We start from the raw sequence: 23,166 nt of genomic DNA on the forward strand, positions 1-23,166 counted from the left end.
TCCTGTTTCTGGTTTCGCTAGATTACCACGAGGGCGCTTTGCAAGGAACATTAACGAATGCGGGGCACCAAGCCCCAAACGAAAACGGCCCGCAAAGGCGCGGGCCACTTTAACAGTCATAGCAATTGAGATCAGGCTGCGGCCTGAGCCTTTGCAATCTGCTTTTTGATTTTCAGAGCGTTTTCCGACAGGTCAACGTCTTTGGCTTTCGCCAAGAACGCGTCCAGACCACCACGGTGATCAACCGTGCGCAAAGCAGCGGCGGAAACGCGAAGGCGAACCGTGCGGCCCAATGATTCGGACATCAGCGCGGTTTCGGTCAGGTTCGGCAAGAACCGACGGCGGGTTCTGTTTTTGGCATGGCTGACATTGTTGCCAGTCATCGGGCCTTTTCCAGTCAATTCGCAACGGCGCGACATGAATACATCCTCGGCTATATCGTCTCAGTTCAACAGGTCCGGGCAGGCCCCGTCAATGCAAGAGGGCAGCGCCATCGGCCCTGCCCAAGAATCCGTTCGCGCGGGATAGGTCGATTTCGAGCGGGCGTCAAGCCTTGTCGGCGTTTGGAGTTGCGGTTGAGGCCGCAAGACGGGCAAGAACTTCGGCAGCAGCAGCACCCGGCGCGCGATGGCCCGACGCAACGGCTTCGGCAAGATCGGTCATGGCCGCATCAGCGTCGGAGTTGGCTTCCAGTTGACGCAGCAGACCTTTGCGCACCTCATCTGCAAACCACCGGCGCGCCTGATCGCTGCGTCTGTCTGACCAAAAGCCGGTTTTGTGCCAAAAATCTGCCAGTTCAGTGATTTGTTCCCAGACTTCGGCCAGTCCGGTTTCTTCGGTAGCCGAGACCATCATGGCCTTCGGAAACCCCGGCGCATCGCCGTCGCGTTTTCGCATCAGACGCAAGGCTCCGGCATAGTCAGCCGCCGTGCGAGTTGCCGTCGACTTCAGGTCGCCGTCGGCTTTGTTCACCACCACAAGATCGGCGATTTCCATAATCCCGCGTTTGACGCCCTGAAGTTCGTCCCCGCCCGCCGGGGCCAGCAAGAGCACGAACAAATCGGACATGTCGGCAACAATAGTTTCTGACTGACCCACCCCAACGGTTTCGATAAGGATGATGTCAAACCCAGCCGCTTCGCACAGCGCCACAGCATCGCGGGTGCGCCGCGCAACCCCGCCAAGATGCGTCTGGCTGGGTGATGGGCGAATATAGGCCAGGGGTTCGCGCGAAAGCCGCTCCATCCGGGTCTTGTCACCAAGGATCGAACCACCCGAGCGCGTGGACGACGGATCGACCGCCAGAACCGCAACTCGCATACCTTGCGTCGTCAGCATGCAACCAAAGGATTCAATAAACGTCGATTTTCCAACGCCTGGCGTGCCAGACAGCCCGATGCGCAATGCCTGCCTGTCGCTATCGATCACGGATTCCAGCAATCGATCCGCCCGCGCGCGATGATCTTCGCGCCCGCTTTCCACAAGTGTTATGGCGCGCGCCAGCGCCCGGCGGTCACCGGAACGCAGGAATTTGGCAAGGGTTTCAATCTCGTCAGCCATCTTAGGCGGACCATGGCGCGTGCGTCTTTCCCTGTCCAGAGGTCGATTTTCATCGAATATCCCGACGGGCTTGGATACATCAAAAGGGTGACTTTCAATCCACCCATAGACGCCGCCTTGCCGGATTTAGTGACCGCGCTGTCGTCGGAAGGCCGCGGGGTTTTGCAGGCACCACCCGGGGCGGGCAAGACAACCTGTGTGCCATTGGCAATGCTTGAGGCCGGATTGACCGACATGCGCATTGTTATGCTGGAACCCCGACGCCTTGCTGCGCGAGCCGCTGCAACGCGCATGGCCGAGATGATTGGTGAAAAGGTTGGCGGTAAAGTGGGATACCGCATTCGCGGAGACGCAAAAGTTTCACGTGAGACCCGGATCGAAGTGGTGACAGAAGGCATTCTGACCCGGATGATTCAGTCGGACCCAAGTCTGGACGGCATCGGCGCAGTTATCTTTGACGAATTCCACGAACGATCCCTGAACGCTGATTTAGGATTGGCGCTGGCGCTGGAAGTGCGCGAAGCCTTACGCCCCGATCTGATACTTCTGGCGATGTCAGCGACATTAGACGCCGCCCCCGTTGCGCGCCTGATGGGGGATGCACCGCTGATCACCTCGGCGGGCACCAGCTTTGACGTGGAAACCCACTGGCTTGACCGCCCGATCCCGCGCGATGTCTGGTTCGACGTTGCCATGGCCGATCAGGTTGTGCGGGCTGCCAATGAAACAGAAGGCAGCATTCTGGCGTTCTTACCCGGCGAAGGCGAGATACGGCGCGTCATGCAGCGCCTGACCGACCGGCTGCCTGATATCGCCGTTCTGCCGCTCTATGGCGCACTGCCATTTCCACAACAGCAAAAGGCGATACGCCCCGGCACAGGGCGTCGGATCATCCTGGCAACCGCGATTGCCGAAACCTCGCTGACCATTCCCGACATTACGGTTGTGGTCGACGGCGGGCGCGCGCGACGGGCGCGATTTGATCCAGGCTCGGGCATGTCGCGGCTGGTGACCGAACGCGTGACCTGCACCGAAGCTGACCAAAGACGCGGCCGCGCTGGTCGGGTTTCGGCTGGGGTATGTTTTCGCATGTGGACGAAAGGCGAGGACGGCGCGTTGGCGGCGTTTCCGCCGGCGGAGATTGAAGCCGCCGATCTTGCAGGGCTGGCGCTGGAACTGGCCGAGTGGGGAACAACTGATTTGCCCTTCCTGACGCCGCCGCCCGAGGGCGCTTTGGCCGAGGCGCAGGACCTGCTGACGGCCCTGGGAGCGTTTGAAAACGGCGCAATTACGAGCCACGGCAAAAAACTGGCTTCTATGCCGCTGCACCCAAGACTGGCGCATATGCTTGAAACTGCGGGGAAATCTTCCGCGCTATTGGCTGCGCTTCTGGCGGATCGCGATCCCTTGCGGGGGGGTGGTGCCTATCTTGGCAAGCGGCTGGCAGCTTTGAAAAGTAGCCGCCGCGAAGGCCAGCTGGACCGCATTCGGGCCGAGGCCAAGCGGTTGGAAAAACGCGCGCCGCCTGCGAAAATTATCGACCCCGGCGAACAAGCTGCATTGGCATACCCCGACCGCATCGGCCTGCGCCGTCCCGGAGATGATCCCAGGTGGCTATTGTCGGGGGGCAAGGGCGCAAAAATGTCGAATGAGGATGATCTAGCAGGCGCGCGTCTGCTGGTGGTCACCGACACGGACGGTCATGCGCGCGAGGCGACAATACGCACCGCTTTGCCTGTCAACGAGGCGGCTTTGCGCGATGTGTTTAGGGATCAAATCCTGACCAAGGAATCAGTCGAATGGTCCCGACGCGAGGGACGCTTGATTGCCCGCACCGAGGAACGGCTTGGCGCCATCGCCCTGTCGTCCAAAGCCTGGAAAGACGCGCCAGATGATCAGATCGCCCAAGGCATGCTGACCGGTATTCGCCAACTTGGCCTGTTCCCTGCGGCGGCGGCCAACCGTTTTCGCGCCCGCGTGGCGCTTGTCCGGGCGGCGGGTCATGATCTGCCAGCGATGGACGACGCAACACTCCTGGAAGGCCTCGAAGACTGGCTTCTGCCGCATCTGACCAAAGTACGCAGCGCTGCCGACTGGAAATCATTCGATATCCTGCCCGCCCTGCGCGCCCGCCTGACCTGGGAACAGACCCAAACGCTGGATCGCGAAACCCCACCCAACTGGGTCACTCCACTGGGCCGCAAGATCCCCATCGATTATGAAGGCGAAGACCCCGCGATCGCGCTTCGCCTGCAAGAGATGTTCGGAACAACCCGCCACCCAAACGTTGCGGGTCGCGCGTTACGCGTGACGCTCCTGTCTCCCGCCGGACGGCCAGTGCAGACCACAATGGATATCCCCGGCTTTTGGGCCACATCTTATGCAGATGTTCGAAAAGACATGCGGGGACGTTACCCGAAACACCCGTGGCCCGAAGACCCGACCGAGGCTCAGGCAACATTACGCGCCAAACCCAGAAAACCCTGATCTTTTTCTGATCAAAAACACTCCGGGGTTTGGGGCAGAGCCCCAACTGGAAATGTCATGCGAAACGTAGTTTCGCACCGGTCGACCCGACGAAGTCGGGGCGAAACTACCAGCGTTTCAGGGCGTCTTCATCATCGGTTTTGGCATCAACCCAGGTGGTACCATCACCGGACAGCTCTTTCTTCCAGAACGGGGCGCGCGACTTCAGGAAATCCATCAAAAACTCCGCGGCCTGAAACGCATCCGCGCGATGTCGGGCGGCGGTGGCTACCATCATGATCTGCTCGCCGGGTTTCAACGGCCCGAACCGGTGAATGACCAACGCATCCTGCAATGACCAGCGGTCCATCGCCTCGGCGCGGATCGCCTCCAGCGCTTTTTCTGTCATGCCGGGATAATGCTCGATCTCCATGCCGCCGAGCGTGCCGCCTTCGTCGCGCACGAGGCCTGAGAAGGTCACAACCGCGCCTGCCCCATTAGCAGCTTCCGAAAACAGGCGCAGTTCTTCGCCAGCATCAAACGGTTCGGCTTGAACCCGGACGCTCATCCGCCGGTCATCGGGGGAAAGAAAGCCACCTCTCGCGCATTGGCGATAGAAGCCGACATTTCGGTCAATTCCTGATCCACGGCCACCCGGACCGAGGCCATATCAGAAAACGCCAATGCGTGAGCGTCGCTGCGGGCTTTCAACTCTTCCACAAGGTCAGCCACGGTCGCGGCCTGGGTCTCGATCTGCTCTTTCGGTTCGCCAATGCGTTCGCGCAGCCAAGCAAAGTAAAGCACATCAATCATGGCTAATCCTTCAAATGCGGCAACGACTTTTTCAGGTAGTCGGCCCCTGTGATCAGCGTCAGTGTCGCCGCGATCCACAACAGGCCAACGCCAATCCACCAGGTCCACCAATAGGCGTCCCGGATCAGCCGGATATTGATCGGATCATCGCCGCCACCCATGATGTCGGCGATAATCGCCCGATCCATACCGACAGTGCGCTCGATCCACATATGCTGGAAGATGCCGGTGGCAAACAGCACCGCAATGGCCACCATCTGCGCTGTGGTTTTCCACTTGGCCAGCTTTGTGACCTTCAATGTCCCCGCCGTGTCGCCCAAAAATTCGCGCAAGCCGGACACGAAGACCTCGCGGAACATGATCACCGTCGCGGGCAACAGGATCCAGGGGTCCATGCCCGCATAGCCGGTGATCACCAACAATGCGATCACCACCATCGCCTTGTCAGCGATCGGATCCAGCATCGCGCCCAGTTTGGTTTCCTGCTTCCAGGTCCGGGCAAGATAGCCGTCAAACCAATCGGTCGCGGCGGCAACCACGAACAGGATCAGCGCAAACCAATCGGCCCAGGGGCGTGCGAAGTAGAGAAACAGGATCACCAGTCCCGGGGCCGCAACCAGTCGCAGCAACGTCAGAATATTTGGGATCGTCCATGTCATGGAACCGATTTAATGGCGGTTGGGCAAAAGGGAAAGGCGTCAACGAACAAGTGAGGCGAAAAGCGGCAGATGCGCACGTAAATTATTAAGGACGCAACGCGGAAACGACCACGGACGGCATTGGCACCAGCCAGCCATCGGTGCCGTGAATGCCTTCGGCCCGCACACGCTTCGCCATTGCGGCGCGAATATCAGCGCCCCTGCCGTGCGGTTGAGCCTTTAGCAATGCAGCCGCGCGGACGGCGCCTTCGGCAAATACATCAAAAAGATCTTCCGGGGCGTTAAGCAGGAACTGGCTTGCGACATGTTTCAGGTCGGGTTCGACGAAACCAGCTTTCTCCAGGGCGGGAAAAGCTATTCGGGTGTCCGCATAGGCATGGGCGTCCGGACCGGCAGGGAGCGTGACATCGACGTTGCCGTGGGCGCCGACGGCATCGAATAGCCATCCAAAAGCTCCGCCGGATCCCTTGCCCTGCCACACAGATAACGCCAACCGTCCACCGGGGCGCAGAACGCGAGCCACCTCATCCAGCGCAGCTTCAGGGTCTGGCAAATGCGGGATACCAAATCCGATGGTCACGGCGTCAAAGCTATTGTTGTCGAACGGCATCGACATGGCGTCGCCCTCGACAAATCGACCTTCCGGAACTGACTCGCGAGAGAGATCGATCATAGCGGGGGAGAAATCGAGGCCTGTCACGTTGGCCGCGATTTTGACCAACTGATGCGACACAACGCCGTGACCACAGCAAAGGTCCAGAACCTCTTCGCCTGGCAAAACCGCGACTGCTTGCGTCAATACGCCCGCGACTTTCTCAACTGCATAGCCGAACCCATTGGCGTAGCCTTTGGCAATCGAGGCTTGGCCCCAGCCAGTTCTCTCCATTTGCTCAAAACCGGAGGTGTCCATCACTTAATCCTGCGTCCAGCTTTGCATCTGGGAAATTGAACCTCGCAAAAGTAGCACGTCAAACCCGGCGATGCCGCGATAGCCCCTCGCGAACAGGGCGTCGGCGGCCTCTTTACTCAATGCATTGCTGCAAAGCGGTATGCCGTTAGCCTTGGCAGCAGCTTCGATCCGATCGCGTGCGGCGACCACTTCAGGATGATCGAACTGACCCGAAACCCCGTAGGCCGTCGAGAGATCGAACATGGCGGGCACGATGATATCGATACCTGGCACAGCACAGATGGCTTCGATGTTCTCAACCGCCTCGATCGTCTCGATGAGGGGGGTGCATACACGGTCGTGGTCCACCATCTCGCGATACTCGGCGATGCTGGTGCCTTCATAACTGTGTGCCAGGAAGGGTCCGAAGCCGCGGGTTCCGTTCGGCGGGTAGCGCATCGCAGCAACCGCCTTTTCAGCGTCTTCGACCGTTTTGATCAAGGGAAACATGATGCCTTCCGCGCCAAGATCCAGCGCACGCTTCACCTGCCAGTCTTCGTTGGCGGCGATTCGGACCAAAGGGGCACAGTCGCTGCGCGCGGTGGCAGCGATCATGGCGTGGGCGCTGCCATAGTCCACTGCGCCATGCTCCAAATCGATAATGACCGAATCTGCGCCCGCCGCCACCATCAGCTGCGTCACCGTCGCCGATGGAATGGTGCAAAGATGTGTTGTGAACCGCCGATTTGGGTCAGCGAGTTTTGCCTTCAATGATGCCATCATCTTCCCCTCGTAATGGGGAAAGCCTAGCTGCCGTGGAAGTAATCGTAAATCGTTTCCGCCAGCGCGTCAGATATTCCGTCGACTGCTTTCAGATCCGCCAGATCCGCGCGACTTGCAGCCTTGGCCGAGCCGAAATGCTGCAAAAGCGCGCGTTTGCGCGTGGCCCCCACACCCGGCACATCATCCAAGGGTGTTGCCCCGACAGCTTTCGAGCGTTTGTTGCGGTGGGCCCCGATGGCAAAGCGGTGGGCTTCGTCTCGCATGCGCTGGATGAAATAAAGCACAGGGTCCCCCCGACGCAGCGCGAAAGGGCGTTGGCCAGTGCGATAAAACTCTTCTTTGCCGTGATCGCGGTCGACACCTTTGGCGACCCCGACCATTGCGACATCTTCAACGCCGAGTTCGGCCATGATCTCGCGCACAGCACTGACTTGCCCCGCGCCACCATCAATCAACAACAGATCCGGCCACGTTCCATTTTGGCGATCCGGGTCTTCCTTCAGCAAACGTTTGAAGCGGCGGGTCAGCACCTCTTTCATCATGCCGAAGTCATCGCCGGGGGTCAGATCATCGCCTTTGATGTTGAACTTGCGATACTGGCTTTTGATGAAGCCTTCAGGGCCAGCAACGATCATCGCACCGACGGCATGGGCACCCTGAATGTGGCTGTTGTCATAAACTTCGATCCTTTGCGGCGGACCATCCAGATCAAAGGCATCGGACAATCCCGACAACAACCTCGTCTGGGTCGCGGTTTCAGACATCTTGCGGGCAAGGCTTTCGCGGGCATTGCGTAAAGCGCCCGCCATCAATTCTTTTTTCTCGCCGCGCAGAGGCACCGCAATCTCGACCTTGCGGCCGGCCTTTTCAGCCAGCGCCTCGCCCATCAGTTCAACGTCTTCAATTGCATCGGACAACAGGATCAGACGAGGCGGCTCTTTGTTGTCATAGAATTGGCCGACAAAGGCCTGCATAACTTCAGCGACGCCCGCGCCTGATCCAGTGCGGGGGTAATAGTCGCGATTGCCCCAGTTTTGGTTGGCGCGGATGAAAAAGACCTGCACACATGCTTGCCCGCCATCCATATGAAGGGCTATCACATCCGCCTCGGCCACGCCAGCCGGGTTCACCGCCTGATTGCCCTGAACAAATGTCAGCGCGCGCAACCGGTCGCGCAGCGCAGCGGCGCGTTCGAACTCCATCGCGTCAGAGGCGGTTTGCATTTCAGCGGCCAGTGGCTCCTGCACCTTGGTCGTGCGGCCTTGTAAGAAGCGCTCGGCGTCGCGGACCAACCCCCCATATTCGGTGTCCGAGACAAGGCCGACGCATGGCCCGGCGCATCGCTTGATTTGATAAAGCAAACACGGACGGGTGCGGCTTTCGAATGTTGCGTCTGAACAATTGCGCAGAAGGAAGACCTTCTGGAGCTGATTGAGCGTCCGGTTGACCGCACCCGCACTTGCGAACGGGCCGTAATAATCGCCCTTCTCTTTCTTCGCGCCACGATGCTTTTTGATCTGCGGAAATCCGTGTGCTTTGGCGACCAGAATATTGGGGAACGATTTGTCGTCTCGCAAAAGCACGTTGTAGCGCGGCCTAAGCTGCTTAATCAGGTTCTGTTCGAGAAGCAGCGCCTCGGTCTCGGTGCGTGTGGTCAGGAACATCATCGTTGCGGTTTCGCGGATCATCCGCTCGATCCGGGGGCTGTGTCCCGTAGGGCGTGCATAGGACGAAACACGTGCCTTCAAATTTCGCGCCTTGCCCACGTAAAGAACCGCGCCCTTTTGATCGAGCATGCGGTAAACACCCGGACTGGAGTCCAGCGTCTTTAGATAGGTCTGGATCACAGCCTGGCCCGCGGGGGTGGAATGTGTTGTCTGCTCGCTCATCTGCGCCACTTAGCCTGATTCTCGGGTTGGCTGCACTGCCGTGCCAACCCGAGCAAGAGAAAAGGAGTCCACTTCTTCTGTGGATAACCCCATGGACAAGTTTTTACCTTAACGATTTTTTCGTTAGTTTTTAGCCTATTCGTGGATATGCCTAAAAAATAGGCACTATTTAAGGGTATTGATTTCATTGGATATTATTTTGAGAAATCGGCAAATGACTGATAACATTAACATTTCATTACAAAACTGTGATGTTTCGGCCTGCGGTGCACAACTTCGGTGTCCATTCGCATACTAAAGCTATTCCAAACCAAGCACATCCGGAGTTTGCCAGGCCAAATGTTGACCCCCATCGACGCAAATTAGTTGGCCGGTAACATCAGGTGCATCAAGGAAAAAGCCCAAGGCGCGACAGACACCATCGGTGTCCGATCCGCGCTTGAGAATGGTCGAGGCCCGCTGCGCCGCGAAATGGCCATCCGACTGGCGAATGCCCTGAACGGTCGGTCCTGGTCCGATTGCGTTTACGCGCACCTTGGGTCCTAAAGCCTGCGCCGAGGTTCTTGTCAGCGCCCAAAGCCCCATCTTTGCAATGGTGTAGCTCATGAACTCAGGCGTCAGCTTTTGCACCCTTTGATCAACCATATTCACAATCAGCGCCTGCGCAGTCGGCTCATTCCGTTCGCCGCCATAGATTGGCTCGGGCACCTGCTCCGCAAAGCGTTGCGTCAACACGAACGGGGCCCGCAAGTTGCTTTCCAGATGCCGATCCCAACTTTCACGGGTCGCGGACTGCAAATTGTCATACTCGAATATTGAGGCCGAATTGACCAACACAGTCAAAGGCTGTGCGAGAGCATCAACAGCATTCGCCACCAGCTTCTGCGTCTCAGCTTCGTCTGTCAGATCAGCTTTGAGGGTCACAGCGCTAGCGCCCATGGCCCGGATGCTTTCTGCAACACTCTCTGCTTCGTCTGCCGACGTATGGTAGTGCACAACAACGTCCAGCCCACGGCCAGCCAGCCACAGCGCAATCGCCTTGCCAATGCGCTTGCTCGCGCCTGTAACCAGTGCTGCGCCGCTCATGCCAAAACCACTATGGTGACGTAGAGAACGTAAAGCACCGTCAGAGCTGCCCCCCATCGACAGGTCATGACCCACGTTTTAGAAAAGACGAATGGCGCGATCAAAAGCGAAGCGCCCAACATGACCCACAAATCAAACGTCAGAAACTGCGGTGCAACCGGGATATGTCCAAAGAAAGATGCCACCCCAATGATGCCCAGTAGATTGAACATATTCGACCCGATAACATTGCCCAGCGCCACATCGGCTTGCCGTCGGTAGGCTGCCATCGTGGTTGTTGCCAGCTCTGGAAGCGATGTCCCAATAGCCACCAGCGTCAATCCGATTACGCTGTCGGAGACGCCCAAATCTCGGGCAATGATCAGTGACGCATCCACAAGGATGTCTGCTCCCAAAGGCAAACCAACGAGGCCGAGTAGCAAGAACGCCCCGATTTTCCACCAAGGCATATTGGGATCAACACCTTCGAGGTCTTCTTCGACCACTCGTGCACGTCGATGCGCCATGGCCGCCCGGGCCTGACCGCCAAGTATCCAGGCCAATACAAGCAAGAGTACAATCCCATGCACCCAGGTTATCGGGCCAAGGAAAGCTGCAAGAATGAATAAAACCGTTGCGGCAATCATTGAAATATAACTTTTGCGGGTATTGCATTGGGACGTATCAAGCCCGGCGAATAACGCTGGCACGCCAAGCACCAGCAGGATGTTCGCGGTGTTTGATCCAACGACATTACCCATCGCCAGTCCCGGCGCATGATCGTCTATAGCTGATATGGCGATCAAAAGTTCTGGGGCAGATGTGCCTAATGCCACAATCGTCAGGCTGACGATCAGAGCCGGCACCCCAAGACGCAGCGAGGAATTGACCGCGCCACGAACCAACAAATCCCCCGCCAACAGCAAAATGATAAGCCCAAGCCCGGCGAGGAGAAATTCCATTCCGTCAGGCCTTCCCACAAGGGCAAGTGCCCTTGCCTATACGATGACGGCCGCAGGACGGGCACTTTTCTGTCGCCAAACGCATTCGACGCGGCAGCAACAGGCGGAGCTTTCCAAACATCGCCAACACGGCAATGAACACCAAAAAAAGAGAGGCGATTTTGACCAGCACGCTGCGTCAGAGCCCAAACCGAGCGAATGCCGCACGGTCTTCAACGTCGGCCAAAATATCACCGGTCAACCCGACACCAAACCGGCTGAGCAATGGGCGGCGCCTTGAATATGGACGTAGCACAACCTTGTCGCCGAATATTTCCTTCATTTTCGGCACCAAGTGTCCGACTCCATCGACCAGTCCCGGCACGATCGCCTGGTTTCCAACCCAGATATCACCATTGAACAGATCGGCTTCGGCGTCCAGACGGTCGCCCCGCCTTGTTTGGACGTGATCTATGAATTCACCGTGAATATGCTCCTGCAACGCCTTCAAGCGCGCGACATCATCCGGGTTTTCCGGTCTAAAGGGATCCAGCATGGATTTGGTATTGCCGGCGGTGTAAACACGCCGGGCAATCCCATGTCGTTCGATCAGCTCGTCAAACCCGAAGCCTGCCGAGATGACGCCGATGGACCCAACAATGGAATGGCGATCAACCCAAATCTCGTCAGCAGCAGTCGCAATGTAATAGCCTCCGGATGCCGCAACATCTTCGACAAACGCATAGACTTTGACGTCCTTCTCATTTGCCAGACGGCGAATTCGGGCGGCGATCAGCGACGATTGCGACGGACTTCCACCGGGCGAATTAATAGCCAGCGCAACGGCGACAGGTTTGCCTTTGGTGAATGCCTTTTGAAGCATGTCTGCAAGACCTGCATCGTTCAATGCGCCGCCGCGCGCTTGCGCAGCAATCACACCCTGTAGCCGAACGACAGACACCAGAGGCGGTTTTTTGATGAAGGGGATATAGCGAACCATACAGGCCCATTTAGGGCGTGCACAGTCGCGCAACAAGGCAAACCCGCGTGACATGACCGGAATGTTGCATAACTGGCCGGCAACACCAGAGTGGAATACCGGGGCGCTGCCCCCGACCTCGCCTGAACGGCGACGTCTCCCCCGGAGTATTTTCACCAGAAAGAAGCAAAGATTTAATCAAATTGTTCGGGCTTGGGACCCGGCCAAAATCCGGTTCAGCTTCTTCTGTCTTCAAATACTTTCGCCGAAGGCGTACCGCCCCGCGGGATCGCGGGGCAAAGTATCGTGCGCGCGTGAAACGCGCTCATTTCGAAGGCTTCAAGATTTCAGACGATATCCGGTCTTAAAGATCCACCAGACAATCCCGAAACACAAAGCCGTAAACCCGGTGATCGCGATCAGGCTTGCCACGACCGGCACATCTGCCATGCCAAAGAATGACCACCGGAACCCTGACACCAGATAAAGCACAGGGTTGAACAGTGAAATCGTTTGCCAGATCGGCGGAAGCATGGTGATCGAGTAAAATGACCCACCCAGAAACACCAGGGGCGTTACCACCAGAAGCGGCACTAGGTTCAACTGCTCAAAACTCTTTGCCCAAATTCCGATGATGAATCCCAACAGGGAAAATGACACGCAGGTCATGACCAGAAAGGCCACCATCCAGAATGGATGCGCAATTGAAATATCAACAAAGAAGAACGCCGTGATCAGGATAATGACGCCAAGTATCAACGACTTAACCGCCGCCGCGCCAACATAGCCGATCACAATCTCCAAAGACGAAATCGGCGCTGACAGCACTTCGTAAATCGTCCCGATGAACTTGGGGAAATAGATGCCGAAAGCGGCGTTTTGCAGCGATTGCGTCAAAACTGACAACATGATCAGCCCCGGCACGATGAAGGCGCCATAGCTCACACCCTCAACTTCCTGGATGCGACTGCCTATTGCCGCCCCGAACACCACGAAATAAAGCGATGTCGACAAAACAGGCGACACGATCGACTGAACGATCGAGCGGAAGAACCGCGCCATCTCAAATCGCCAGATTGCCTGGACTCCATACCAGTTCATGATGTTTCCTTTACCAGTCCGACGAAAATATCTTCCAGGGTGCTCTGAGAGGTCTGAATATCCTTCAAACCGTATCCTGCCGCCTGCAAACCTTTCAAAAGAGACGTAATACCAGTGCGTTCACCAGTCGTGTCATAGGTATAAACTAGCGCGCGCCCTTCGTCGGCAATCGCCAAATCATAAGACGACAGGCTGTCCGGCAGGACCGTTGCCGCCTCGTTCAACTCTATCTTCATTTCTTTCTGGCCCATTCGGGACATCAGAGCTTTTTTATCTTCGACCAGCAGGATCTCACCGTTGTTGATCACCGCAATCCGGTCGGCGATAGCCTCGGCCTCTTCGATGTAATGCGTGGTCAGAATGATCGTAACGCCGTCGGCGCGAAGCTCTTCCACCAGTTCCCACATGTCTTTGCGCAGCTCTACATCGACACCCGCAGTCGGCTCGTCCAGAAAGAGGACCCTTGGTTCGTGGCTGAGCGCCTTGGCGATCAACACCCGACGACGCATGCCGCCTGAAAGTTCAACAGTGCGGTTATCGCGTTTTTCCCAAAGCGTCAGTTTTTTCAGCAAAGTCTCAATAAGCGCATCATTCCTGGCTTTGCCGAACAGACCTCGCGTCAGGCGAACGGTGTTGCCGACAAATTCGAACGGCTCCAGAAAAATTTCCTGTGGCACCAAACCAATAAGTCTGCGGGCCTCGCGGTAGTCCGCAACCACGTCATGTCCACCGACCGAGATGCTGCCCGCTGTAGGTTGCGTCAGACCACAGATCGTCGAAATAAGCGTGGTCTTGCCCGCTCCGTTCGGACCGAGAAGCGCCAGGATCTCGCCCTGTTCGATGTTCAGGGACACATTCTTTAGAGCTTGGAAGCCACCTTCAAAGGTTTTTTCCAAATCCCTTACTTCCACAATCGCAGACATTTCACGGATCTCCTTTCGGCGGAACTTAAGGATCTTAGCGAAAAGGGAAAACCATCAAATTTGCACATGGATCATGCAGGTGTGATCAGGCAACTCGCCATATTCGGCAGTACAGCAGACTTAAGAATCAACGCGCCGGCGGCCCTAGGCCGCCGGCGCGAGTAAGATCTTGTCAGCTTAGTTGGCTTGGGCCGCAGCAAGAGCTGCCGCATATTCTGGTCCAAGTGCGGAAATTCCTTTCAGAATATCAATGGCGTAGGCCAATTGATAATCTTCCTTCCGCAGATCGGCGGCTGCTTCTGCCTTGGCGCGATCAGCTTCAATCTGCCGACGTTCGTCTTCGGTCAAACTGTCGTTGTTCAGGCTACCGCGCAGATCAGCTTCCGTCCGGTTGCGGCGCGGACTGTCATCTTCGGCCGCCTCTTCTACACGCGGTGGCTGTGCTACGATAATGTCGGGTGAAACGCCCAGCGCCTGGATCGAGCGCCCCGATGGCGTGTAATACCGGGCCGTGGTCAGGCGCATGGCACCTTCGCCCCGAAGCGGCATCACAGTTTGAACCGAACCTTTGCCAAAACTCTTGGTACCCACGACGATTGCCCGGCGATGATCCTGCAGGGCCCCGGCCACAATCTCGGATGCCGAAGCAGATCCGCCGTTGATCAAAACCACAACCGGTTTACCCTCGGCCAAATCACCAATTTCGGCGTTGAAACGGTCGCCATCCTGCGGATCACGGCCACGGGTCGATACAATCTCGCCCGCATCAAGGAATGCGTCAGACACCAGCACGGCCTGATTAAGCAGACCGCCCGGATTGTTACGCAGATCGATAACGAAGCCGTTTACACTTTCCATGCCGCCCAGCTCTTCGACCTGTTCATTCAACTGATCGCGCATCGAAGGATACGTTTGGTCGCTGAAAGTGCTGATACGCACAATGACTGTGTCGCCAACGTTGCGCGAACGCACTGCAGTCAGCTTGATTGTGTCGCGGATGATCGAAACATCGAAGGGTTCAGATTCGCCTTCGCGGACAACCGTGATGATAATCTCGCTGCCAATGGGGCCACGCATCAGATCAACGGCCTGATCCAGAGCCAGACCCAGAACGCTGTCCCCATCGACATGGGTAATAAAGTCACCGGCTTCGACGCCGGCCTTGTCTGCCGGAGTGCCATCAATCGGCGAAACCACTTTGACGAAACCCTCTTCCTGGGTCACTTCAATGCCAAGGCCACCAAACTCGCCGCGCGTCTGAACGCGCATATCGGCTGCATCATCGGGCGACAGGAAAGATGAATGAGGGTCAAGCGAGGTCAGCATGCCATTAATGGCCGCTTCGATCAGATCGCCTTCATCGACTTCTTCAACATATTGCGCGCGAATTCGCTCAAAAATATCGCCGAACAAGTCCAATTGTTCATAAACCGAGGCCTTGCGGTCTGCTTCCTGCGCCAAGAGCGGCCTGGCGACCTGTGTTGTCGCCACAGCGCCCAGCATCACGCCCGTGAGCGAGGCCAAAAAGAATCGTTTCATTGGTTATCCTTACTAAGCATCCGGTTCAAATCGCGCCGCCGGATCAATGGCATCGCGTCCTTGTCTGATCTCAATATAAAGCGTTTCGCGCCGAACTTGACCACCGCCAACCGAATTTTCGATCAATTTCTCTTGTGTTGCGCTTTCAACGCCCCCCATCAGGGCCAGTGGCGCACCCGTTTCAACGATCTGATTGCGCCGTACATAAACTTGCCCCAGCCCGCCCAAAATCAATAATTCGCCTGCGCGCGGCTCTAAAATTACCACTCCGCCATAATCCCGCAATGCCCCTGCAAACCGAACCGTTCCCGGAGTCGGCGCTGTAACGACCGCGCTGTTTTCTGCGGCCACCACCCAGCCCGGTCGGGCAACCCCGGCGGCATCCTTTTCGTTGAAACGTCGCAGGACACGTCCCAGAACTGGCAAATCCCAGGTTTCCTTCAACGTACCGCTCCACGGGCTATCGGTGGCAAATGCGTCAGCGAATGCGGTCAAAGTTTCGGTGCTGTTGATCAAGGCCTGCATAGTGGCGTCATCGGTCGCCGTGGCCGGTGGAAGATCTGTCCGGTTGGATATTGCCTCGGATAACATCAGACGGGCGGCGCGAATGTCCCGCAATCCTGATTGCAGCTGCGTCTGTCCTGCCGTCTGCAGCGCGATCACGGCCCGCAAGTCTTCCAATTCCACAACCAGGATTGCAGCGCGCGCATTCAGGGCCGGAACCAGATCACTGGCCAGCATACCAGCCCGTATCGCCGGAAGCGGGCCTTCGGGGTGCAAAAGCCCGGCGGCCGGGCCTTCACGCTCGATCAACTGTAAAACACCCAACAGCTCTGTCAGTTCTTCGTCGTGCCCCTGAAGGCGCGCCGACAAAACTCGTTCTTGCAGTGCTGCACCACGCAGCCCCTCGCGCAGGGCAGCAAGACCCTTCTCATAGGCCTGCACTGTCGCTGTCAGCGCTTGAATGCGGTCCTGGGCTCCGTCTGCCTCTGCCAAAGCAACTGCAGCCTGGGCCATATAATCCGAAGCAACTTGCGCCAGTTCGGCGGGCGTCTCTGCGGCTACCGACCCCAAAGTGCCCAGCCATGCTGTCAGAGCAAGTCCGGGTAGCCTCATCTTTGGATCAGACTTTCGCCGGTCATCTCGGCTGGCTTTTCCAACCCCATCAGATCCAACAGTGTGGGTGCCAAATCAGCCAAGCGTCCATCTGACAGACTGCACCCTTCCGGCCCGCCCACCACCGCAACCGGCACAAGATTGGTGGTATGCGCCGTGTGCGGTGCGCCAGTCACGGGATTAACCATGGTTTCACAATTGCCGTGATCAGCGGTCAGAACCATCGCCCCCCCGGCCTTTTCCAGTGCCGCAACAACCCGGGACAACCCGGCATCTACCGCCTCGCAGGCTTTCATAGCCGCCGCCAGATCACCGGTGTGCCCAACCATGTCAGGGTTGGCGTAATTCGTCACAATCAGATCATATCCCGCCTCGATCACCTCAACGAACTTTTCGGTTACTTCACCCGCTGACATTTCAGGTTGCAGATCATAGGTCGCCACTTTGGGCGATGAAGGCATAAACCGATCCTCGCCGGCCTCGGGCGTTTCTTTCCCGCCGTTCAAGAAGAATGTCACATGGGGATATTTCTCTGTCTCGGCCAGCCGAAACTGGGTCCGGCCATGTTGCGCCATCCAGGACCCCAGAGTGTTCACGATCTTCCGCTTGGGAAAGACGGTCTGCATATAATCGTTGTGACCGTCGAAGTATTCCACCATCCCGAGAAGCGCCGACAGTTCTGGCCGCGCGCCTGTGTCGAAATCCGCAAATCCCGACTCGCCAATGGCCCGCAAGATCTCGCGGGCCCGATCGGCCCGAAAATTCAGACACCATAACCCGTCGCCATCCTTAACCCCGGCATAATCGCCGATGACACTCGCCTGAATGAATTCATCGGTTTCGCCCCGGGCGGTCGCGGCCTCCACCGCCGATCCGGCTGAACCCGCTTGATGACCCTGCCCGTTAACCATCGCCGCATAGGCCTGGGACACGCGCTCCCACCGGTTATCCCGATCCATCGCATAGTAACGGCCTGTCACCGTCCCGATCATTGCGCCTTCCGGCAATCGTGCCTCCAGCTGACCAATGAATTCCGCCGCCGAGGTCGGGGCCACGTCGCGCCCGTCTGTCAGCGCATGGACAACCACCGGCACACCGCGATCAACCATTGCCTGAACCGAAGCGACAATATGGTCGATATGCCCATGCACGCCGCCATCCGACACTAGCCCCATCAGATGCGCTGTGCCTTCTGCCGCCAGGACGTCCCTGGCGAAAGCGCCGATCACAGGATTGTCGTGAAACGAGCCATCCTCGATCGCCAGATCAATCTGCCCCAGATCCATCGCAACTGTGCGCCCTGCCCCGATATTGGTATGCCCAACCTCCGAATTGCCCATCTGTCCAGTTGGCAATCCGACATCCGGTCCATGGGTTATCAGTGTTGCATGCGGGCACGTCGCCATGATCCGGTCAAAGGTCGGGGTGTCCGCCAAAACCGGAGCATTTGCTGTAGGATCGTCGCGCAATCCCCATCCATCGAGAATACAAAGAACAACCGGTTTTTTGGTGGTCATAAAGTGCCTCAATTCTGCTGCTGCCTTCTACCGCGCTCCACCAGAATAGAAAACCACTGCAGATATTTTCTTTCTGGTGCAAATACTCCGGGGGGGGCCGATGGAACATCGGTGGGGGCTGGCCCCCAACCGGGCAACGCGCCGTCAGGCGCTTTGCCCCACCGCGACGCGCGAAGGCGCGGCGCAATTCACGGCAACTTGCGATCCCCTGTCAATTACCGTCTGCGACGTCGCCAGCGTCATACCCCTGCTCTTCAAGCCACCTCCTGAATGGCCCGGTATAGCCATGCATCACGAAAACGCGCTCGGCACCTGTTTCGGCAATAGCCCTATTCAATCCAGCCCAATCCGCGTGATCCGACATGACGAACCCACGCTGGGCATCACCACGCCCACGCATTTTGCGCATCGCCATCCAACCACTTGCAAAAGCGGTCTCACTCGGGTGAAACCGCGCGGCCCATTGCCCTGTCATACTGCCCGGCGGTGCCAAAACGAAGGCGCCGGGATAGGCGCGCGGGTCCAAATCTTCGGTCATTCGCACAACACGTGGCAAAGAAACTCCCTGAGCCCGTAAGACCTCATTCGTGTCCTCGATCGCGCCATGTACCAAAACGGGACCAATTCCCAAATCTAACCCGGCCAAAATTCGTTGCGCCTTTCCCAACGAATATGCACCACAGATTGAAAACCGCCCGGCTCGCGCGTTGCCCGACCACCAATCGTTGATTTCTCGAGTCACTTGCGCTGGCGGATCCCAGTGGAAGACCGGCAACCCAAACGTGCACTCGGTGATGAACGTATGACATCCGACGGGCTGAAACGCCTCGCTCACGCCATCGTCCACAACTTTGTAATCCCCCGAGACCACCCACACCTCGCCCGCAACTTCCACCCGTATCTGGGCTGATCCCGGAACGTGACCAGCAGGATGAAAACTAACCCTAGCGCCGCCGATTTGGCGGGGTTCGCCAAATGCCACCGTCTCAATTGGTACGTCACCCAATCGATGCCGCATCACTGGCGCAGCCGCTCCGGTCATCAGATAGCGCCCCATCCCGCGCCGTCCATGATCCGCATGACCATGGGTTATCAGCGCCCGGTCAACGCGCCGGGTCGGATCAATAAAGAAATCACCTGCCGGACAATAAATACCGCTTTTGGTGAATGTCAGAACCGGATCACACGCCATTTGCCCAACCTAATCCACAAGCTGCCGAAACGCATTGCCCAAAAATTGCGCAACAAACCCCCTGACGCGAAACTTTCTTAGCTTGCGGCCTTTTCTTTTCGGACCAGCCCGCCATAGTGGACTTCAAAACCAGCGGGGGCGCATGTCGGAAAAGACAGCCTATTTCAATGAGATGTTCGAGGGTGACACCGTGCGCCCACCCTATGCCGCATTGGATTCCTGGGCGGCGCAGATGCCCGACGAGTTTCGCAGCATCAAACAATCCGAAGCCGAGGCTCTGTTTCGACGCATAGGCATTACATTTGCCGTATATGGTGAAGGTGGCGACCCGGATCGCCTGATCCCCTTTGACATGTTCCCCCGCGTCTTTGACGCCGCAGAATGGCGCAAGCTGGATCGCGGTATCAAGCAACGAGCCCGCGCTTTGAACGCTTTTTTGATGGATGTATACGGCAGGGGCGAAATTGTCCGTGCTGGAATAATCCCCGCACGCCTCGTCTATCAGAACGAAGCATACGAAAAGGCTGTCGTGGGCTTTAAGCCGCCGCGCGGCGTCTACAGCCACATTGTCGGCATCGACCTTGTGCGCACCGGCGCCGGCGAGTTTTTCGTATTGGAAGACAATTGCCGCACGCCCTCGGGCGTTTCTTATATGCTTGAAAACCGCGAGATCATGATGCGGATGTTCCCGCAACTGTTCCGCGAAAACCGGATTGCACCGGTTGAAAGCTATCCATCCCTTTTGAAACACACTTTGGCCAGCGTCGCGCCCGAGAAATGCGAAGGCGACCCAACGGTCGCGATCCTGACACCGGGGCATTTCAATTCGGCCTACTACGAACACAGCTTTCTGGCAGATATGATGGGTGTCGAATTGGTCGAAGGTCAGGACCTGTTCGTCGAAGGCGATTTCTGCTGGATGCGCACCACAGAAGGCCCAAAGAAAGTCGACGTGCTCTATCGGCGCATGGATGACGCCTTTATCGATCCTCTTTGTTTCCGCCCCGACTCCATGCTGGGCATACCCGGATTGATGAATGCCTATCGTTCGGGTGGTGTCTCAATCGCCTCGGCCCCTGGTGCCGGTGTCGCCGACGATAAAGCCATCTATACCTTCGTGCCCGACATGGTGCGGTTCTACCTTGGCGAAGAGCCGATCCTGAACAATGTGCCGACGTGGCAATGCGCCAAACCGGACGAGTTGAAATACGTCCTGGAAAACCTTGGCGATCTGGTGGTGAAAGAAGTCCACGGATCGGGCGGATACGGCATGCTAGTGGGGCCGCGCTCAACCAAAGACCAGATCGAAACCTTCCGACTAAAAATCGAAGAAGACCCGGACAACTACATTGCCCAACCAACGCTGGCCCTGTCGACCTGCCCCACATTTGTGGAGGAAGGCATCGCGCCGCGTCACGTTGACCTGCGACCCTACTGCCTTGTTGGCGAACGCATCGAACTGGTGCCCGGTGGTCTGACGCGAGTTGCACTGACCGATGGTTCTCTGGTGGTCAACTCCAGCCAGGGAGGTGGCGTCAAAGACACCTGGGTGATGGCCGAATGACTCTTCTTGCCCGCCACGCTGATAATCTTTTTTGGATTGGTCGCTACGTCGAACGCGCCGGAACTGTTGCCCGCCTTTTAGAGGTCGGCACCCGCAACGCGCTTATCCCCAACACGTCGGGCGGATATCGCAACGAATGGGAACCGATCCTGCAAGCCAGCGGCACCAAGCCCGGTTTTGACGCCAAGTATGGCGATCTGGTTCAACGGAATATCGAAAGCTATCTGTTCTTTGACGATGACAACTCGTCATCGGTTGCTTCGAACTTTGATAGAGCACGTGAAAACGCGCGCATTGTACGCACGGCACTCAGTAGCCAGACATGGGATGCTTTGAATACTGCCCACCAGGAGATGCGCAATATGAAGCGCACCGAGCGCTCCAAACTTCCCGCGAATGATCTGATCGACTGGACCTTGCGCACGAACGCTTTGATCCGTGGCACCATTGAAGACACGCAATTGCGCAAGGACAGCTACGATTTTTTAAATATCGGGGCCTACCTAGAGCGTGCGGACAGTACCGCGCGCCTTATGGACGTGAAGTATTTCGTGCTCTTGCCTCAGGTAGACTATGTGGGCTCGGGTCTGGACAACTATCAGTGGCGGACAATATTGCGTGCGCTCAGCGCACACCGGGCGTTCAACTGGGCGTATGGCGGGCAAGTGACTGCCGCCAAAATGGCAGACTTCCTTATTCTCAACCGCGATGCCCCAAGATCTCTGATCACCTGCGCGGAAGAGGCCTGTCAGCACATAGAGCATCTGGAAAAGGCATATGGACGCCCGACCGAAGCACAACAGCGCGCCCGCGCACTTGTATCTGAACTGTCCCAGATCGAAGTGGACGACATCTTTGATGAAGGATTGCACGAGTTTTTGACTCGTATGATCGGCGAGATTGCCGCGTTGTCATCCATTGTTGGCGAAGTCTATCTAACCGGCGAGGGCCAGTAATGCGTTTGGCAGTCAATCACAAAACCAGCTATGCGTTTGACCCGCCAGCACGTGGCGTCGCTCAATCTTTGCGACTGTGGCCTTCACGGTTCGAAGGCCAATCGGTCACGAAGTGGGATGTCGCCATCGACGGCGCAGTGCGCGGCGCTGGATTTCGCGATGGTGCGGGCGACTGGATCGAAACCGCCACTATGCGCGGTCCGGTTGATAAGGTTGTTGTCGAAGTTTCGGGCACTGTTGAAACAGCCGACTTGTCCGGAGTCTTGCGCGGTCACCGTGAACGCATATCGCCGTTGGTCTATTTGCGAACAACCGAATTTACCGCGTCGAACGCAGACATTCGGGCATTGGCAAATGATGCGATAGCCTCTGAAAACGATCCGTTGGGGCGGGCGCACTCACTCAGCCATGTCATCACAGAGGCTATCGAATACATACCCAATGAAACAGACCAGGGCACGACAGCAACCGAGGCCGTTAGAGCGGGCAAAGGCGTTTGCCAGGACCATGCGCATGCTCTGATTGCAGCGGCAATCTCGGTGGACATTCCCGCAAGATATGTCACGGGTTACTTGCATGCATCTGGAGATATTGCTTCAGCAAGTCACGCTTGGGCCGAGCTCTTTGTCGAAAACCTGGGATGGGTTGGCTTTGATGCGTCAAACAACATGTGCCCTGACGCCCGTTATATTCGGCTTGGGTCTGGCTTTGACAGCGAGGATGCCGCTCCGATTCGCGGTGTTACCCAGGGCTTTGCCGCCGAAGCATTGTCGGTGGATGTTAGTGTGATCGAGGCTGCACAATAGAAAGGTCGATATATTTTGGCTTCCTAAGGGCCAAGACTGCCGATTTCGTCGAGAATTTAGCTCCGAAACCCTGCCGCGACAAAATGTTCCAAAACCGATTCATGCAGCTTATCGCATGTTAGTTTTCGTTGTGAGTTTTCAATTCTCTAAGCGGCCGGTCACAGGATGACGCAGGGTCAGTTGTCGTCGAAATTATCATGAAATGAGCGTTCACTTGCCGCAAATATACCACATGACAAAGCCAGAGTGTTATGAACAGCCACCCAATTTTTGGGATTTGGTGTAGAGTTAATTCATTAAGTTTCGCGCGTTGCGCAAATTGTTAGTTTAGATTTCGGGCTGTGTCCTACTTGGCACGCCACATAAGTTCCTCCCTGACTGGACGGCCGCGCTTGCGCGGCCATTTTT

At 57.1% G+C, this 23,166-nt stretch carries 21 protein-coding genes; 4 read left to right on the forward strand and 17 right to left on the reverse strand.

The features are described from left to right. Positions 1–131: 131 nt before the first annotated feature. Both rpmB and meaB read right to left on the reverse strand, forming a co-directional pair. The gene (gene rpmB / locus GKR98_07435; protein ID QMU58041.1) at positions 132–419 is read right to left on the reverse strand and encodes a 50S ribosomal protein L28; all 288 of its coding nucleotides are present in this window, start codon (positions 417–419) and stop codon (positions 132–134) included. Between the two features lie 127 nt (positions 420–546). Then, positions 547–1,560 carry a methylmalonyl Co-A mutase-associated GTPase MeaB gene (meaB, locus tag GKR98_07440; GenBank protein QMU58042.1) on the reverse strand — a complete coding sequence of 338 codons (1,014 nt, stop codon included), beginning with the start codon at positions 1,558–1,560 and terminating at the stop codon, positions 547–549. Between the two features lie 12 nt (positions 1,561–1,572). On the opposite strand from meaB, the gene hrpB reads away from it, so the two are divergent. After that, on the forward strand, positions 1,573–4,047 hold the full coding sequence (gene hrpB / locus GKR98_07445) for an ATP-dependent helicase HrpB (protein QMU58043.1): 2,475 nt from the start codon (positions 1,573–1,575) through the stop codon (positions 4,045–4,047). Positions 4,048–4,153: 106 nt separating this feature from the next. Here hrpB and GKR98_07450 read toward each other — a convergent pair whose 3' ends face one another. The 15 genes from GKR98_07450 to GKR98_07520 all read right to left on the reverse strand — a co-directional run bounded on the left by GKR98_07450 (position 4,154) and on the right by GKR98_07520 (position 19,432). Next, positions 4,154–4,594, reverse strand: coding sequence for a molybdenum cofactor biosynthesis protein MoaE (locus tag GKR98_07450; GenBank protein QMU58044.1), 441 nt, complete (start codon positions 4,592–4,594; stop codon positions 4,154–4,156). After that, entirely contained in the window at positions 4,591–4,839 is a 249-nt protein-coding gene (gene moaD / locus GKR98_07455) for a molybdopterin converting factor subunit 1 (protein ID QMU58045.1), read from the reverse strand. The genes GKR98_07450 and moaD overlap by 4 nt, the downstream gene beginning before the upstream one ends. 2 nt (positions 4,840–4,841) lie before the next feature. Further along, positions 4,842–5,498, reverse strand: coding sequence for a CDP-diacylglycerol--glycerol-3-phosphate 3-phosphatidyltransferase (pgsA, locus tag GKR98_07460; protein ID QMU58046.1), 657 nt, complete (start codon positions 5,496–5,498; stop codon positions 4,842–4,844). An 85-nt stretch (positions 5,499–5,583) separates the two neighbouring features. After that, positions 5,584–6,384 carry a methyltransferase domain-containing protein gene (locus GKR98_07465; GenBank protein ID QMU60013.1) on the reverse strand — a complete coding sequence of 267 codons (801 nt, stop codon included), beginning with the start codon at positions 6,382–6,384 and terminating at the stop codon, positions 5,584–5,586. 27 nt (positions 6,385–6,411) lie between these two features. Further along, positions 6,412–7,170 carry a 2,4-dihydroxyhept-2-ene-1,7-dioic acid aldolase gene (locus GKR98_07470; GenBank protein ID QMU58047.1) on the reverse strand — a complete coding sequence of 253 codons (759 nt, stop codon included), beginning with the start codon at positions 7,168–7,170 and terminating at the stop codon, positions 6,412–6,414. A gap of 23 nt (positions 7,171–7,193) precedes the next feature. Then, positions 7,194–9,059, reverse strand: a complete 1,866-nt coding sequence (gene uvrC / locus GKR98_07475) for an excinuclease ABC subunit UvrC (GenBank protein ID QMU58048.1) — start codon at positions 9,057–9,059, stop codon at positions 7,194–7,196. A gap of 300 nt (positions 9,060–9,359) precedes the next feature. Continuing rightward, positions 9,360–10,145, reverse strand: coding sequence for an SDR family oxidoreductase (locus GKR98_07480; protein ID QMU58049.1), 786 nt, complete (start codon positions 10,143–10,145; stop codon positions 9,360–9,362). After that, positions 10,142–11,086 carry a calcium/sodium antiporter gene (locus GKR98_07485; protein QMU58050.1) on the reverse strand — a complete coding sequence of 315 codons (945 nt, stop codon included), beginning with the start codon at positions 11,084–11,086 and terminating at the stop codon, positions 10,142–10,144. The genes GKR98_07480 and GKR98_07485 overlap by 4 nt, the downstream gene beginning before the upstream one ends. Positions 11,087–11,264: 178 nt before the next feature. Continuing rightward, on the reverse strand, positions 11,265–12,065 hold the full coding sequence (locus tag GKR98_07490) for a S49 family peptidase (GenBank protein QMU60014.1): 801 nt from the start codon (positions 12,063–12,065) through the stop codon (positions 11,265–11,267). Between the two features lie 318 nt (positions 12,066–12,383). Beyond that, positions 12,384–13,145, reverse strand: a complete 762-nt coding sequence (locus tag GKR98_07495; protein QMU58051.1) for an ABC transporter permease — start codon at positions 13,143–13,145, stop codon at positions 12,384–12,386. Further along, positions 13,142–14,068, reverse strand: a complete 927-nt coding sequence (locus GKR98_07500; GenBank protein QMU58052.1) for an ATP-binding cassette domain-containing protein — start codon at positions 14,066–14,068, stop codon at positions 13,142–13,144. The genes GKR98_07495 and GKR98_07500 overlap by 4 nt, the downstream gene beginning before the upstream one ends. 177 nt (positions 14,069–14,245) lie before the next feature. After that, positions 14,246–15,607, reverse strand: a complete 1,362-nt coding sequence (locus GKR98_07505; GenBank protein ID QMU58053.1) for a PDZ domain-containing protein — start codon at positions 15,605–15,607, stop codon at positions 14,246–14,248. Positions 15,608–15,619: 12 nt separating this feature from the next. Then, positions 15,620–16,723: a peptidoglycan DD-metalloendopeptidase family protein gene (locus GKR98_07510; protein QMU58054.1), complete on the reverse strand. Its 1,104-nt coding sequence runs from the start codon at positions 16,721–16,723 to the stop codon at positions 15,620–15,622. Further along, positions 16,720–18,240, reverse strand: a complete 1,521-nt coding sequence (locus GKR98_07515; protein ID QMU58055.1) for a 2,3-bisphosphoglycerate-independent phosphoglycerate mutase — start codon at positions 18,238–18,240, stop codon at positions 16,720–16,722. Before GKR98_07515 ends, GKR98_07510 begins: the two co-directional genes overlap by 4 nt. Before the next feature lie 211 nt (positions 18,241–18,451). After that, a complete protein-coding gene (locus GKR98_07520; protein QMU58056.1) occupies positions 18,452–19,432 on the reverse strand; it encodes a ligase-associated DNA damage response exonuclease in 981 nt (326 codons plus the stop codon). Positions 19,433–19,574: 142 nt separating this feature from the next. Here GKR98_07520 and GKR98_07525 point away from each other — a divergent pair, with 142 nt between their 5' ends. From GKR98_07525 to GKR98_07535, 3 genes are read left to right on the forward strand one after another with little or no spacing between them, the layout of a single operon-like run. Then, complete coding sequence (locus tag GKR98_07525) at positions 19,575–20,996, forward strand: circularly permuted type 2 ATP-grasp protein (protein ID QMU58057.1); 1,422 nt, start codon at positions 19,575–19,577, stop codon at positions 20,994–20,996. Next, positions 20,993–21,952, forward strand: coding sequence for a hypothetical protein (locus GKR98_07530; GenBank protein ID QMU58058.1), 960 nt, complete (start codon positions 20,993–20,995; stop codon positions 21,950–21,952). The genes GKR98_07525 and GKR98_07530 overlap by 4 nt, the downstream gene beginning before the upstream one ends. Continuing rightward, entirely contained in the window at positions 21,952–22,758 is an 807-nt protein-coding gene (locus GKR98_07535; protein QMU58059.1) for a transglutaminase family protein, read from the forward strand. Before GKR98_07530 ends, GKR98_07535 begins: the two co-directional genes overlap by 1 nt. Positions 22,759–23,166 lie beyond the last annotated feature (408 nt).

This window comes from Boseongicola sp., assembly GCA_014075275.1.
GTDB lineage: Bacteria > Pseudomonadota > Alphaproteobacteria > Rhodobacterales > Rhodobacteraceae.

Coding starts and splice junctions, on each gene's coding strand:
- rpmB (QMU58041.1), bottom strand. CDS start 419: ATGTCGCGCCGTTGCGAATTGACTGGAAAAGGCCCGATGACTGGCAAC.
- meaB (QMU58042.1), bottom strand. CDS start 1,560: ATGGCTGACGAGATTGAAACCCTTGCCAAATTCCTGCGTTCCGGTGAC.
- hrpB (QMU58043.1), top strand. CDS start 1,573: ATGGCGCGTGCGTCTTTCCCTGTCCAGAGGTCGATTTTCATCGAATAT.
- GKR98_07450 (QMU58044.1), bottom strand. CDS start 4,594: ATGAGCGTCCGGGTTCAAGCCGAACCGTTTGATGCTGGCGAAGAACTG.
- moaD (QMU58045.1), bottom strand. CDS start 4,839: ATGATTGATGTGCTTTACTTTGCTTGGCTGCGCGAACGCATTGGCGAA.
- pgsA (QMU58046.1), bottom strand. CDS start 5,498: ATGACATGGACGATCCCAAATATTCTGACGTTGCTGCGACTGGTTGCG.
- GKR98_07465 (QMU60013.1), bottom strand. CDS start 6,384: ATGGAGAGAACTGGCTGGGGCCAAGCCTCGATTGCCAAAGGCTACGCC.
- GKR98_07470 (QMU58047.1), bottom strand. CDS start 7,170: ATGATGGCATCATTGAAGGCAAAACTCGCTGACCCAAATCGGCGGTTC.
- uvrC (QMU58048.1), bottom strand. CDS start 9,059: ATGAGCGAGCAGACAACACATTCCACCCCCGCGGGCCAGGCTGTGATC.
- GKR98_07480 (QMU58049.1), bottom strand. CDS start 10,145: ATGAGCGGCGCAGCACTGGTTACAGGCGCGAGCAAGCGCATTGGCAAG.
- GKR98_07485 (QMU58050.1), bottom strand. CDS start 11,086: ATGGAATTTCTCCTCGCCGGGCTTGGGCTTATCATTTTGCTGTTGGCG.
- GKR98_07490 (QMU60014.1), bottom strand. CDS start 12,065: ATGGTTCGCTATATCCCCTTCATCAAAAAACCGCCTCTGGTGTCTGTC.
- GKR98_07495 (QMU58051.1), bottom strand. CDS start 13,145: ATGAACTGGTATGGAGTCCAGGCAATCTGGCGATTTGAGATGGCGCGG.
- GKR98_07500 (QMU58052.1), bottom strand. CDS start 14,068: ATGTCTGCGATTGTGGAAGTAAGGGATTTGGAAAAAACCTTTGAAGGT.
- GKR98_07505 (QMU58053.1), bottom strand. CDS start 15,607: ATGAAACGATTCTTTTTGGCCTCGCTCACGGGCGTGATGCTGGGCGCT.
- GKR98_07510 (QMU58054.1), bottom strand. CDS start 16,723: ATGAGGCTACCCGGACTTGCTCTGACAGCATGGCTGGGCACTTTGGGG.
- GKR98_07515 (QMU58055.1), bottom strand. CDS start 18,240: ATGACCACCAAAAAACCGGTTGTTCTTTGTATTCTCGATGGATGGGGA.
- GKR98_07520 (QMU58056.1), bottom strand. CDS start 19,432: ATGGCGTGTGATCCGGTTCTGACATTCACCAAAAGCGGTATTTATTGT.
- GKR98_07525 (QMU58057.1), top strand. CDS start 19,575: ATGTCGGAAAAGACAGCCTATTTCAATGAGATGTTCGAGGGTGACACC.
- GKR98_07530 (QMU58058.1), top strand. CDS start 20,993: ATGACTCTTCTTGCCCGCCACGCTGATAATCTTTTTTGGATTGGTCGC.
- GKR98_07535 (QMU58059.1), top strand. CDS start 21,952: ATGCGTTTGGCAGTCAATCACAAAACCAGCTATGCGTTTGACCCGCCA.